The organism is Streptomyces sp. NPDC015127 (assembly GCF_043080095.1).
In the GTDB taxonomy this organism is placed as follows: domain Bacteria; phylum Actinomycetota; class Actinomycetes; order Streptomycetales; family Streptomycetaceae; genus Streptomyces.
In genome coordinates this window covers 13,609-26,030 of the sequence record NZ_JBIBVE010000025.1, presented here as the reverse complement: position 1 = coordinate 26,030, position 12,422 = coordinate 13,609, and the positions used below count along the sequence as shown (strand labels likewise).

Sequence of the window (12,422 nt, the reverse complement as noted above, 5' to 3'; positions counted from 1 at the left end):
CGTCAGGCCGTGATCTCCCGCCCGTCGCCGGGCCCGTGCCGAACGCCCCAGCCACGCCCCGGGGAAGCGCAGAACGGCTTTCAGCGGGTGAGATCAGCCAGGCTGTTGAGTGCGGTGTCGATCTCTGCTGGAGTGTTGATGACGGCGGTGCCGATGCGGGTGTAGGTCGAGGTGGACAGCCGCACGCGGTGGGCGGCGGCGTGGTCGACGACCTGCTGATGGGTGCGGCCTGCCACGCTGAAACAGGTGATGCCCGCTGACAGTTCCGCGTCGGCAGGAGTGTGCACGGTGACCCCGCGGATGCGGCTCAGTCCTTGTTTCACCCGGGTCGACAGCTGTGTGATGCGGGTGGCAACGCGTGCTCGGCCCAGCTGCTCATGCAGTGCCACCGCCACCGGCAGCGCGAAGGCATGCTCGAACGCCAGAAACCCGCCGGGCGACAGGGACGCTGCTTCCCCGCCCCTGATGAAGCTCACGAACGTGGGCCGCAGCTGCTCGAGGACGTCCGGCGCCACCCAGACCAGCCCCGTTCCTCTTGGACCGAACAGCCATTTGTGCGTTCCGGCGATCACCACGTCCGCGCCCAGGCCGGCGGCATCCTCGTCGACTGCCGCCAGCCCGTGCACGCCGTCGACGACCAGCAGGCACCGGTCGGCAGGACTGCGCCCTTCATTGGCCCGGCGCACCACCTCGGCCACCGCACGCACCGGCATCCGAAGCCCCGTGCTGGACTGCACCCAGGTGATCCCCACGACTCTCGTGTCCGGGCGAATCGCCTCGCCGACCGCCGCGGCGATGCCGTCTGCCGTCGCGGTGGCCGGATCGTCGAACCAGGAGACCAGCCGCACCGTGTTGCCATGCTTTTCGGCGGCCAACCGGGCGGCGGTGCGATGGGAGATGTGGTCGTGCTCCGTCAACAGGAACTCTTGTCCCGGACGGGTCATGACGCCGTTGTAGACGACACCCAGCCCGATACTCGTGCTCGCCGTCATCGCGATGTCCTCGGCCCGGCCTCCCGTACAGGCCGCGAGCGCCTGGCGTACCCGGGGCCATCCGGTCGGACCGTCGGGCAGCGCCATCCCCGTGGGCACCGACAGAGGATTGGCGTCGACCTGTGCCCTCAGATGATCCACCGCATCCCGCACCACCTTCGGATGCGAGGCCAGGTAGAACAACGCGAGGTTCACCCATCCCGGCTCCAGACGAAACTGCGCCCGCAAGGCGTCCCAGTCCACGCGCCCGTCGACTGTCGTGACCGGCCGCGCCCGCGGTGTGTTCACCCCTGCCACGCCGGAGCTGGGCACGAGGGCGACCGCCACCGCTCCGGCAGATCTCGCCAGCAGACCGCGCCGACTCGTCATCGACATCCAGCACCCCTTTGCACCGCGACCGGTGGAGCGGTGGCGGAATAGCTGTCGGTGCCCTTCTGGTGACGAGGTTACGCGAGGTGGCCGGGGGTGCCGACAGCATCATCACCCAAACGGCCTCCGTCCGTGAAGCGATGTCAAGTCGGACACCTTTCTTCCGGCGGATCGCTCTCGCTGTCCAGGGCATGGCGAGTCTTGCCGAGCATCTGGTGCCGGACGAGTTGTGGGAGCTGTTCCGGCGGGTGGTGCCACTGACGGTGGTCATCCCGCAGGGGCGAGGCCGGCCTCACCACCGGAGCCGCGACGCGTACTTGTAGGGCGAAGCCGCGGTTGCGAAGCCCGGGTTGGAGGTGCGCGTTCAGGGGAGCAGGCGGGAGGCCAGGTCGCGGACGGTTGCCATGTCGCTGAAGGGGAGCAGATCCTCGCCCACGATCTGGTGCGGTTCGCTGCCCTTTCCGGCGATCAGGACGATGTCTTCGGGCTGAGCGGCGGACAGTGCGAGGGCGATGGCCCGACGGCGGTCGGCGGAGCGTTCGTACGGCGTGCCGGTGGCCTCAATGCCGGGGGCGATCTGGTCCAGGATCGCCTCGGGGTTCTCGGTGCGGGGGTTGTCCGAGGTCAGGACGCACAGGTCGGAGTGGGTGCCGGCGATTCGGCCCATCTCGGCGCGCTTGGTGGTGTCGCGGTCCCCGCCGCAGCCGAACACGGTGATGACCCGGCCCCGGGCGAAGCCGCGGATGGCCGTGAGGACCTTGTCGAGGGAGTCGGGCGAGTGCGCGTAGTCCACGATCACCGACGTGCCGACGGGGGTCACGAAGCGCTCGAACCGGCCCGGTACGGGCGGCATCTGGGCGAGCGCGGCGACCAGCCCGTCCAGGTCGTGCCCCAGCACGTGGCAGGCCGCGACGGCCGCCAGCGCGTTGGACACGGAGAAGCGGCCCGGGACCGGGATCGCCGCCGGGTACGCCCGGCCGCCGTGGTACAGAGTGAACCGCGTGCCCGAGGCATCGGCGATCAGGTCAGTGGCCCGGAAGTCCGCCTCCTCGTCGAGGCCGTAGGTCGTCACCGCGTCCGGCATCATCGCGCGGATGCCGGCTCCCACGGCGTCGTCCACGTTGACCACCGCGTGCCGGCACAGCCCCTGGAACAAACGCAGTTTGGCGTCCGTGTAGTGGGCCATCGTGCCGTGGTCGTCCAGGTGGTCCTGGGTCAGGTTGGTGAAGACACCGACGTCGACGAAGGTCCTGTCCATCCGGTACGTCTGCAGGGCCATCGAGGTGGCCTCCAGCACCACGCTGCCGGTGCCCTGGTCCCGCATGCGGCCCAGGAGGTACTGCAGGTCGGGCGATTCCGGTGTGGTCAGCACCGACGGCGGCATCGGGATCATCTCGTCGCCGATCCGGCTGCCCGCCGTACCGATCACGCCCACCGAGGCGCCCTCGGAGATCCTCAGCAGCGACTCGACCATGTAGGAGATGGAGGTCTTCCCGTTGGTCCCTGTGACAGCCACCAGGTCCATGTGCCGGCCCGGCTCGCCGAAGTAGCGGGAGGAGACGACCGCGGCTGCCTTGCGGGTGTCGAGCACCCCTACGACGCACACCGCGGGCAGCAGTTCCCGTCCGGGGGGCGCGGCGGCGGCTCCCGCCGCGTCGACGAGCACCGCCACCGCCCCGCGCGCGAGCGCCGCACCGATGGAGGCGGGGCCGCCGCCGCGGTGGCCGGGTACGGCGATGAAGAGCGAGCCAGGCACCACCCGGTCGACGTCGAAGGTGGTGCCCCCGGTGATCCCCGTCGATTCAGTGTCGCCCTGGATGACGTGGTGCTCGTGGCCGGTCAACAACCCGCTCAACTTCACGGAGGTCCTTTCGGAGAAGGCTACGGCCCGGCGTGCGGCCCTCGCCTGGCGGCAGCGCCGACGGAGCGTCGGGACTGCGGTGGTGGGGTGGGAAGGGCGATGCGTCGCCCTCGAGGCGGCGGGGCCGGTCGGGGCGCGGTGATCAGACCGGGCTGCCGGGGCGGGGCCCGTCGCGGAACGTGGCGCGGCAGGAGGAGTGGGCCCGGGCGCGGTGGGAAAGCGCTAGCCGTGGCCGTGCAGGACGCCGCGGCCGACCGTGGGGGCCCGGCCGTCGGCGGCGGTCCGGGGGCTGACGCCCGTCCGGCCCGCGGAGGCCGCACGCGCGGCAGGGTCGGCCTGCGGCAGGCACTCTCCCGTGACGCGTCGTGTGCGGTTCATAGGCCGAGTGTACGTGCGCTCGCGTGCCCCGTACGCCGCGGCGGCTCATCGCTCGCGGAGGTCCGCCGCTGGTCGCGGCGTCCGGTCACAGCAGTGGGCGCTTCCTCTGGATCACTTCAGCAGCGGCTGGGTGTCGTCTCGGCGTGGGAGAGTCCTCCACGCCGCAGCGTCGGCGCAGGGGCACGCGCGAACCCATGAGGGGGACCTATGACGAAGGAGGCTCCGACCGGGGGACCGGCTGGAGCCTCCTTCGTGGTCGGGAAGGCCACTGGATCGTGCGTGGACCGGCAACCGCCTTCGGCACCGTTCAGTGGCGGTCCTGTTCGAACGTCCGGAGCAGGTCTGCCGCGACGCTCACCGCGATCGTGGCGGGTTCCTTACCGGTGATCTCGGTGAGTCCGATCGGCGTTTTGATCCGGTCGATGGTGGCCGCGTCGTGCCCGCCCTCGGTGGCCAGGCGCTGCCGGAAGCGCGCCCACTTGGCCGCCGAGCCGATCAATCCGATGGAGCCGAGACCGGTGGTGCGCAAGGCGGCGTCGCACAGTGCGGCGTCCTCGGCGTGATCATGAGTCATGATCAGGATGTGCGTGCCGGGCGCCAGCTTCTCGAGCACCTCCTCGGGAAGCAGCGGAGTGTGGTGCACGTGGATCTGCGCCACCGCGTCCGCCAGCACATCGAGCCGTTCCTCGGTGAGCATGTCGGGACGGGTGTCGACCAGATGCAGATCCAGTTCGTGGCGGGACAGGATGCGCGCCAGCTCCAGCCCGACGTGCCCGACGCCGAAGACGGCCACCGCCGGGACCACCGGCAGCGGTTCGAGCAGTACGGTGACGGCTCCGCCGCAGCACTGCACGCCGTGGCGGCCGGTGACCTTGTCGTTCAGGGCGAACTCCATCAGCTCCGGCTCCGCGTCGGGCGTGCCGATCAGCTCGCGGGCCCGATCGATCGCGACGGCCTCGATGTTGCCTCCGCCGATCGAGCCCCAGGTCTCGCTCCGCCCCACGACGAGCTTGGCGCCGGCTCGTCGGGGGGCGTGGCCGCGCACGGTCGCGACGGTCACCAGCACGCCGGGAACCCGGCGTGCTCGCAACCGCGCGACCGCGGTGACCCAGGTCATGTCAGGCATTGCTCAGAGCGGTCGCGTCGACGGGGATCTCGCTGCCCTTGGCATCGCGGGCCTCTTCGATCGCCCAGAACACCGCCTCCGGCGTCGCCGGGGAGGCGAGGTCCACGCTGACCCCGGCGGGCCCGAACGCCGCGGCAGCCTGCCGCAGCGCTTCGCGCACCGAGAACGCCAGCATCAGCGGAGGCTCGCCCACCGCCTTGGACCCGTAGACCGCGCCCTCTTCGGTGGCGTTCTCCAGCAGCGTGACGTTGAACTCCTCGGGCATCTCCGAGAAGCTCGGCAGCTTGTAGGTGCTCGCCGCCTGGGTCAGGAACCGGCCGCGGTTCGGGCCGTCGCTGGTGTCCCAGCGCAGGTCCTCGAGCGTCAGCCAGCCCGCGCCCTGCACGAAGCCGCCCTCGACCTGACCGATGTCGATCATCGGGGAGAGGCTCTCGCCGACATCGTGGACGATGTCCACCCGCCGGATGCGGTACGCGCCGGTGAAGCCGTCCACCTCCACCTCGGTCGCCGCGGCACCGTAGGCGAAGTACTTGAAGGGCGAGCCCCGGAACGTCTTCGCGTCCCAGTGCAGACCCTCGGTGCGGTAGTAACCGGCCGCCGAGAGCTGGACGCGCTGGAAGTACGCGGTGCGCACCAGGTCGTCCCAGGCCAGCTCCTTGTCGTTGCCGAGGACGCGCGCGACGCCCTCGACGATGCGCACGTCCGAGGCGTTGGCGCCCAACTGGGAGGCGGCCACCTGCAGCAGTCGCTCGCGCAGCTGCTCACAGGCGTTCTTGATCGCCCCGCCGTTGAGGTCCGCGCCGGAACTGGCGGCGGTGGCGGAGGTGTTGGGCACCTTGTCGGTACGCGTCGGGGCGAGGCGCACCTTGTGCAGCGGGATGCCCAGCGTGGTCGCGGCCACCTGCATCATCTTGGTGTGCAGGCCCTGGCCCATCTCGGTGCCGCCGTGGTTGATCAGGACGGAGCCGTCCTTGTAGATCAGCACCAGCGCGCCGCCCTGGTTGAAGGCGGTGAGGTTGAACGAGATGCCGAACTTGATGCCGGTGATCGCGAGGGCCCGCTTGGTGTGCGGGTGCGCGGCGTTGAAGGCCGCGATCTCGCGCTTGCGGTCGGCGATGCCGCCGTTCTCCTGTACCTGCTGCCAGACGGTGGAGATCCGCTCGGGCTGAGTGACCGGCTGTCCGTACGGCGTCGTCTGACCCTGGCCCGGCTGGTAGAAGTTGCGCTCGCGCAGCTCCATGGGGTCCAGGCCGAGCTGCGGCGCGCAGCGGCCCAGGATGTCCTCGATCACCAGCATGCCCTGCGGTCCGCCGAAGCCGCGGAACGCGGTGTTGGAGACCGTGTTGGTCTTCGCGATGCGACCGGCGACGCGCGCGTTGGGAATCCAGTACGTGTTGTCGATGTGGCACAGCGCGCGGGCAAGGACCGGCTCGGACAGGTCCAGGCTCCAGCCGCCGTCCGCGACCAGAGTGGCGTCGAGGGCCTGGATACGGCCTTCGGCGTCGAATCCGATCTTCCACTTGCTGTGGAACCCGTGGCGCTTGCCGGACATGGTCATGTCCTGGGTCCGGGTGAGCCGGAACCGGACCGGCCGGCCGGTCAGCTTCGCGCCGAGCGCGGCCACGGCCGCGAACCCGTGCGGCTGCATTTCCTTGCCGCCGAAGCCGCCGCCCATCCGCAGGCATTGCACCGTCACCTCGTGGGCGGGCACACCGAGCACGTGCGAGACGATTTCCTGGGTCTCGGACGGGTGCTGGGTGCTGCTCTGGATGAACACCTGCCCGTTCTCGTCGACCTGGGCGAGCGCCGCGTGAGTCTCGAGATAGAAGTGCTCCTGACCGGCGAACTGGAACTCGCCGGTGAACACGTGTGCCGAGTCGGCGAAACCGGCGTCGATGTCGCCGTGCACCATCAGGGGCTGGGCGCCGTGATAGCTGCCCGCCTCGATCGCGTCCTGCAGGCTGATCAGGGAGGGAAGTTCCTCGAGTTCCACCTCGACGGCCGCCGCACCGAGCCGGGCCGCCTCCAGGGTCTCGCCGAGCACCCAGGCCACCGCGTGGCCGTGGAACATGACCTCGTCGGGGAACAGCGGCTCGTCGTGCTTCATGCCGGCGTCGTTGACGCCGGGCACGTCGGCACCGGTCAGCACGCGGACCACACCGGGCACGGCGAGCGCGGGCTCGGTGCGCAGCGCGGTGATCCGGCCGTGGGCCTTCATGACCTGGACCGGGTACGCGTGCAGCACGTCCTTGGTGCGCTGGACCAGGTCGTCGGTGTAGAGAGCCGTGCCGGTGACGTGCTGGAAGGCACTCTCGTGCGGCATCGAGACGCCGACTACGGGCTTTTCGGGGCGCTCGGACAGATGACTCATGACGACACCGCCTCGGTGGTCTGTGCGTGCAGCTTCAGCAGGCTCTGGCCGAGCATCGCGGAACGGTAGAGGGAGCTGGCGCGATGGTCGTCCATCGGCGTGCCCTCGCCCCGCAGCACCCGGGCCGCGGCCTCGACGATCTCCGCCGACCACGGCTTGCCCTCAAGGGCCGCCTCGGTGGCGAGCGCGCGGACCGGGGTGGCGGCCACGCCGCCCAGGCCGATGCGTGCCTTGCGGACGACGCCGTCCTCGATGTCGAGCGCGAAGGCGACGGCCACGCTGGAGATGTCGTCGAAGCGCCGCTTGGCGATCTTGTGGAAGGCCACGGTCTTCGACAGCGGCAGCGGGATGCGCACCGCGCGGATCAGCTCGCCGGGACGGCGCACGCTCTGCCGGTAGCCGGTGAAGTACTCCGCCAGCGGAACCTCGCGCTCACCGTCGGCGTCGGCGAGAACCAGCGACGCCTCGAGCGCCAGCAGCACCGGCGGGCTGTCACCGATGGGGGAGCCGGTACCCAGGTTTCCGCCGAGGGTCGCGCCGTTGCGGATGAGCCGGGACGCGAACTGCGGGAACAACTCGGCCAGCAGCGGGACGTCGCCGTCGAGACGGCGCTCGATCTCGGTGAGCGTCAGCGCCGCCCCGATCTCGATGTGGTCGGATTCGACGCGCAGCTCCCGCAGTTCGGGCAGGCGGTCGATGGCGACCACGCAGTCCTCGCGGCGGGACCGGATGTTCACCTCGACGCCGAAGTCGGTGGAGCCGGCGACCACCACGGCCTCGGGCCGCTCGCGCAGCAGCTCCAGCGTCTCGGCCAGGGTGTTCTTCCGCAGGAACGCGCTGTCGTCCTGGGCGTACTCGGTGGCGACCGGCGCGGGCGGGGACTGCTCGCGACGCTGCGCCAGGGGGTCCTCCTCGGTGGGCGCACCGACGGCGAACGCGGCATCGCGAATGGGGCGATAACCGGTGCAGCGGCAGAGGTTTCCGCTCAGCGCATGCAGATCGAAACCGTTCGGACCGTGCTCGGGGTCGGTGCCGTCGGCCGCGTCCGCATCCGCGTGCGCACAGCGGTCGGGTCGGTAGTACTCGGCCGCCATGCTGCAGACGAATCCCGGTGTGCAGTAACCGCACTGGGAGCCGCCGCGGACCGCCATTTCCTCTTGCACCGGGTGCAGGGTGGGCGGCGTGCCGTCTTCGCCGGCGGTGGCGAGACCCTCGGAGGTGATGATCTCCTGGCCGTCGAGCGCCGCGACCGGGACCAGGCAGGCGTTGACCGCCACCCAGTCGGTGGGCTTGTTCACCCCAGGCCGGGCCACCAGGACCGAACAGGCGCCGCACTCACCCTCGGCGCAGCCCTCCTTGGTGCCGGTGAGGCCGCGCTCGCGCAGAAAATCCAGCACCGTGGTGTGGGGCGCAGCCGGAGAAATCGGTGCTTCTTTCCCGTTGACCGTGATTCGTGCCGCTACCATGACATATCACCGTTTCGGTGCGCGGTCGATCGAATTGTCCTAGTCGCCATTTCAGGGCTTTCTCTTTCGGTGGCGCAGCTCAAGAACCCGCGCAGAACAGCACGTAACGACGTGCCGCAGGCGGTGAGAGAATGATCAAGAAGATGCCGGGGCCGCAATCAGGCACGCCGGAAGAGGGGCTGCTCAGCAGCCGTGTGCTACACGACCCGGAACCCAGGCGGCCTGGTGGGCGAGGCGATGCAGGTCGGAGAAGGTCGACATCCGACTTCGCCTCCTTCCAGCAGCTCACGAGTCGGTGCGCTCGAAAATACGATGCCGCAGGCCATCGGTCAAGCCGTTGTGTGGAGACCCTGAGCCGGTTCTTCCTCTGTGTGGTGGCAGTGCCGTCCGGCGGGCGAGGGCAAGAAGGTCGCCGTCATCGGTCTGGGCGGACTCGGTCACCTGGTCGTGAAGTTCGCCAGGCCATGGGGTCCGAAGCCGCCGTGCTTTCCCGGTCGTTGAACAGGGGGGAGGACGGACTGCGCCTCGGCGCCCACCACTGGCTGCGCCGGCAGCGACCCTGCCACCCTCACGGAGCTAGCCGGCCGGCACTCCACCACGATCTCCTCCTGCCCATCGGCAGGCTCTACCAGGACCGCCGCCACTACGTCCGGGACAACCGCTCAGACACCGCCACCCTTCGCAACCACCACGACCGCTTCGTCGACGACTACTCCTGTGACCACCACCGCGCAGGCCACCGGTAACACCAGGACGGGAAGAGGTGCCTGGGCGCCCGCGCCCGACCTTCCGCACCCAAACGGCGCGTCGTCCCCAGAGGGACGGCGCGCCGTCGGTGCTGATCCTGATACCCCTGGACCGCTTGTGGTCGTACGGCTCGCTTGCTGAGGCGTGGAACACAGGTGTGTGGACGGCGCAGCGCCATCCGATGGTCATTGTGAACGGCGGGAGCCCCGGAACCGGCGGCCGACTTCAAGGCTTCCGTCCCGGCGCGGATCTTGCCAGGAGGAGAGTCGAGCGTCAGACGATGCAGGAGGGCCGGAAGGCCGGGTCGGCCGGGCCGGTGCGCTCCAGCGCGTGCAGGACCCATTGGCGGACCACTGGATCGTTGGGCGCCTGGTCGTGCTCGATGGTATTCAGCGGGCAGGCGTCCTGGAGGGTGACATTGGTGACCTCGCGAGGCGGGCCTTGCAGGAACGCGCTGGTGTAGGGCGTGACGACCTCGTCGTACTTGGTCGTGACGACGGTGTAGTCGGGGCCGGTCGGCGTCTCGTCCTTTGCGTTCAGGTCGGTCAGGAACTGCGACCCCGCCTGTTGCTCGTCACAGGCCGGGCAGGGGCTGTCCTGGAACTCGACGGGCCGGGGTATGGCGTTCTCCGTGCCGTGATTGGACGGAACGATCCCGACGAGGTCGTCGACCTCAGTGGCGCCGCCGAGGTTCTTGATGTAGTAGCGGGGCATCATTCCACCCTGGCTGTGCCCGACGAGGTCGACCTTGCGGGCATCGCTGGCCCCCAGCACCGCGTCGACGAACGCGTCGAGCTCCTTCGCCGACTCGGCGATGGGTCCCATGGCATTGCCACCGTAATTGAGGGCAAACACGCAGTAGCCCTCTTGCTTCAGCTCGGGGCTCAGCGTCGGCCAGTTCTTGGCCATGGTCTCGAACGTGCCGTGTACGAGTACGACTGGCTCGGGATGCTCGGCGGTGGGCTTGCAGGACCAATCATTGGCGCCGGGCGGAGAAACGTCGGTGGTGTCGGCGACGGCGGACGGAAGTGGGCAGGCGACGGTGGTGACTGCGAGAGCCAGGGCGGTCAGGGTCGAGCGCAGGCCAAGCACGAGTTTGCCCTTTCGGGGAACGGGAGTGCACACCACAGACCGTGGCTGCAGATGACTGAGAGGCGTGCCCGGTTTGTCTCCGGGGCTTCGGCGCTGTTCGCGGCCGTCTGTGGAGAAAGGGCTAGGGCTTAACCTTGTGCCAAGTTCCGAACCTCGTTCGGCAATGTCGTCCGGTTCCGCGATTTTGCGCGCATGTTACTCACGTGTCAACCCTGCGAGCGTCCGAAGGTCGACCCCTGCGTTGACCTGGGCCGGTGGCCACGAGGCCACCCGACGGCCCAAGGTCGCGGAGAAGGACCTCAGCCCGGCGGGGGAACCGGGTTCCGCCTTCGCCTCAGCCAAGGCGGCGCTCACTGCGCTCGGCAGTCCCCGGCCGGGGAATTCGGTCCCCGCGGCGTACGTGTGAACACCGTCCCCCGGACGGTCCGCACCTCCGTCTACGAGGGCCCCGACGGCCGGTCGGCAAGATGGCTGCCGCAGCCGGCAAGAGCCTTGCCGAATCCGTCCAGCAACTCGCGAAAGCCCAAAACGTCACGAGCGGCCGCATGACCGAAGCCGAAGAAGTGGCTGCCCTGATCGTGTTCCTCCTGTCCGACGTGGCCGGAAACATCACCGGCGTCGACTGCGTCATCGTCCTCCGGCAGTGCGTACGCCCGGCTGTACGCGGCCCGGTTCGCTCACGCGGTGGCCGACGTCGACTGACGGCGGCTACCGAGCAGAGGCGGGCGCGGGAGCCCGGCCGTGCCGCCGGGCTCCCGCCCCCGCTGCCTGCGGGGCTCAGCCCCAGAGCCCCGGGGTTATTCGGACCTCGGTGCCGGCCTGCCGGTTGGATTCCTGGCCGTGAGCGACGTACGTGTAGGTGCCCGAGGGGGTGCTGGAGATCAGGTTGGTGCTGAACTCGCCGTTTTCGTCGGCGATGAAGACGTTGCCCCCCACGCTTTGGACGCCCCGGGTGAGACGGACCTTCTCACCCGGCTTGAAGTTGTACCCGTGGAACGAGCACTGGTAGCCCGATGCGTGGGTGCCGCACCCGGTGAGCGTGGCCGGCCCCTTGGGGACCCACGGCTCAGGCGACGGGGGTGGCGGATCGGGGATAGGGCTGTTGGGCTCCGGCGTTTTCGGCGGGGGAGCATTCGGGGCGGGATTCCTCGAACCCTCGGAGCGATGGGCCGAGGGCGCCGACTCCTTGGGGGCGGGATCGTCCGCGAACGGGTCGTCGCAGCCGACCACGGCCAGGACGGCGGCCGTGACAACGGCGGCCAGGCGTGCTCGCATCGTGTCCTCTCCTTCGGCGCTCGGCAACGGGCGCTACCGCGGCACCTGGAAGTGCCAGAGCTGGTTGGGGCCGTTCCAGCAGGTGCCCTGGAGGACGTTCGCGCCATGGGCGATGCTGAGGTCCGCGACGTCGAGGCACTTGTTGCTGTGCCGCGGACGGATCTGGACCAACTGGCCGACCTGGGGCTTGCCTCCGGGCACGACCTGCGCGTATCCGTTCGTCTCCACCATGAAGCGCCACTGCTGATTGGTGGTGCCCCGGCAGTCGGCCTGGATCACGTCCGCGCCGTGGGAGTAGCTGGCGTAGGCGACGTCGAGGCACTTGCCGCTGTGCCGGGCCCTGATCACGAAGTAGTCGCCGGCCACCCGCTCGATCCGCCACTGCTGGTTCCAGCCGTTCCAGCAGGTGGCCTGGATCACGTCCGCGCCGAGGGCCGTGCTCTGGTTCGCGACGTCGAGGCACATGGTGCCCCGGGCGTGGTCGGGCTTGATCAGGTAGTGGACGCCGTCCAGCACTTCGGCTGCCTGGGCCGGGCCGGTGAAGCCCCAGAGGGCACTGGCGAGTGCGGTGCCGAGGATCGCCGCGGCACGAGCCGTTCGCCGCACGGTGTTCTTCGCCATGAAGGTCTCCTTCGGGTTCTGTTCCCTGAGGCGCATGCCGACAACGGTGGCCCCCGCAGGTCGCCGGGGCATCAGTACTGCCACTGAACCGTGGTACGTATCCGCAGCCGACCCACGTGGTACG

9 protein-coding genes and 1 pseudogene are annotated in these 12,422 nt (G+C 69.7%); 1 reads left to right on the top strand and 9 read right to left on the bottom strand.

Annotated features, from left to right (window positions below):
- Window positions 1–80: 80 nt before the first annotated feature.
- The 6 genes from ACF08N_RS33490 to ACF08N_RS33465 form a co-directional block, all read right to left on the bottom strand.
- Window positions 81–1,235: an aminotransferase class V-fold PLP-dependent enzyme gene (locus ACF08N_RS33490; RefSeq protein ID WP_392328490.1), complete on the bottom strand. Its 1,155-nt coding sequence runs from the start codon at window positions 1,233–1,235 to the stop codon at window positions 81–83.
- Window positions 1,236–1,725: 490 nt separating this feature from the next.
- Window positions 1,726–3,222 carry a UDP-N-acetylmuramoyl-L-alanyl-D-glutamate--2,6-diaminopimelate ligase gene (locus ACF08N_RS33485; protein WP_392328489.1) on the bottom strand — a complete coding sequence of 499 codons (1,497 nt, stop codon included), beginning with the start codon at window positions 3,220–3,222 and terminating at the stop codon, window positions 1,726–1,728.
- Window positions 3,223–3,444: 222 nt separating this feature from the next.
- Entirely contained in the window at window positions 3,445–3,600 is a 156-nt protein-coding gene (locus tag ACF08N_RS33480) for a hypothetical protein (RefSeq protein ID WP_215186698.1), read from the bottom strand.
- Window positions 3,601–3,907: 307 nt separating this feature from the next.
- Window positions 3,908–4,717 carry a xanthine dehydrogenase accessory protein XdhC gene (gene xdhC / locus ACF08N_RS33475; RefSeq protein ID WP_392328488.1) on the bottom strand — a complete coding sequence of 270 codons (810 nt, stop codon included), beginning with the start codon at window positions 4,715–4,717 and terminating at the stop codon, window positions 3,908–3,910.
- A 1-nt stretch (window position 4,718) separates the two neighbouring features.
- The gene (xdhB, locus tag ACF08N_RS33470; RefSeq protein WP_392328487.1) at window positions 4,719–7,097 is read right to left on the bottom strand and encodes a xanthine dehydrogenase molybdopterin binding subunit; all 2,379 of its coding nucleotides are present in this window, start codon (window positions 7,095–7,097) and stop codon (window positions 4,719–4,721) included.
- A complete protein-coding gene (locus tag ACF08N_RS33465) occupies window positions 7,094–8,563 on the bottom strand; it encodes a xanthine dehydrogenase small subunit (RefSeq protein ID WP_392328486.1) in 1,470 nt (489 codons plus the stop codon). Before ACF08N_RS33465 ends, xdhB begins: the two co-directional genes overlap by 4 nt.
- A 623-nt stretch (window positions 8,564–9,186) precedes the next feature.
- Here ACF08N_RS33465 and ACF08N_RS33460 point away from each other — a divergent pair.
- Window positions 9,187–9,309: pseudogene (locus ACF08N_RS33460) on the top strand (lamin tail domain-containing protein); the annotation flags it as partial.
- A 274-nt stretch (window positions 9,310–9,583) separates the two neighbouring features.
- Here ACF08N_RS33460 and ACF08N_RS33455 read toward each other — a convergent pair.
- The 3 genes from ACF08N_RS33455 to ACF08N_RS33445 all read right to left on the bottom strand — a co-directional run bounded on the left by ACF08N_RS33455 (window position 9,584) and on the right by ACF08N_RS33445 (window position 12,334).
- Window positions 9,584–10,402, bottom strand: a complete 819-nt coding sequence (locus ACF08N_RS33455; RefSeq protein WP_392328485.1) for an alpha/beta fold hydrolase — start codon at window positions 10,400–10,402, stop codon at window positions 9,584–9,586.
- Between the two features lie 777 nt (window positions 10,403–11,179).
- On the bottom strand, window positions 11,180–11,677 hold the full coding sequence (locus tag ACF08N_RS33450; protein ID WP_392328484.1) for a hypothetical protein: 498 nt from the start codon (window positions 11,675–11,677) through the stop codon (window positions 11,180–11,182).
- 33 nt (window positions 11,678–11,710) lie between these two features.
- A complete protein-coding gene (locus tag ACF08N_RS33445) occupies window positions 11,711–12,334 on the bottom strand; it encodes an RICIN domain-containing protein (protein WP_392328483.1) in 624 nt (207 codons plus the stop codon).
- Window positions 12,335–12,422: the final 88 nt, after the last annotated feature.

What these genes read in the sequence shown, in the direction of transcription:
- ACF08N_RS33480 (WP_215186698.1), bottom strand. Translation starts at nt 3,600, where the DNA reads ATGAACCGCACACGACGCGTCACGGGAGAGTGCCTGCCGCAGGCCGAC.
- xdhC (WP_392328488.1), bottom strand. Translation starts at nt 4,717, where the DNA reads ATGACCTGGGTCACCGCGGTCGCGCGGTTGCGAGCACGCCGGGTTCCC.
- xdhB (WP_392328487.1), bottom strand. Translation starts at nt 7,097, where the DNA reads ATGAGTCATCTGTCCGAGCGCCCCGAAAAGCCCGTAGTCGGCGTCTCG.
- ACF08N_RS33465 (WP_392328486.1), bottom strand. Translation starts at nt 8,563, where the DNA reads ATGGTAGCGGCACGAATCACGGTCAACGGGAAAGAAGCACCGATTTCT.
- ACF08N_RS33450 (WP_392328484.1), bottom strand. Translation starts at nt 11,677, where the DNA reads ATGCGAGCACGCCTGGCCGCCGTTGTCACGGCCGCCGTCCTGGCCGTG.
- ACF08N_RS33445 (WP_392328483.1), bottom strand. Translation starts at nt 12,334, where the DNA reads ATGCGCCTCAGGGAACAGAACCCGAAGGAGACCTTCATGGCGAAGAAC.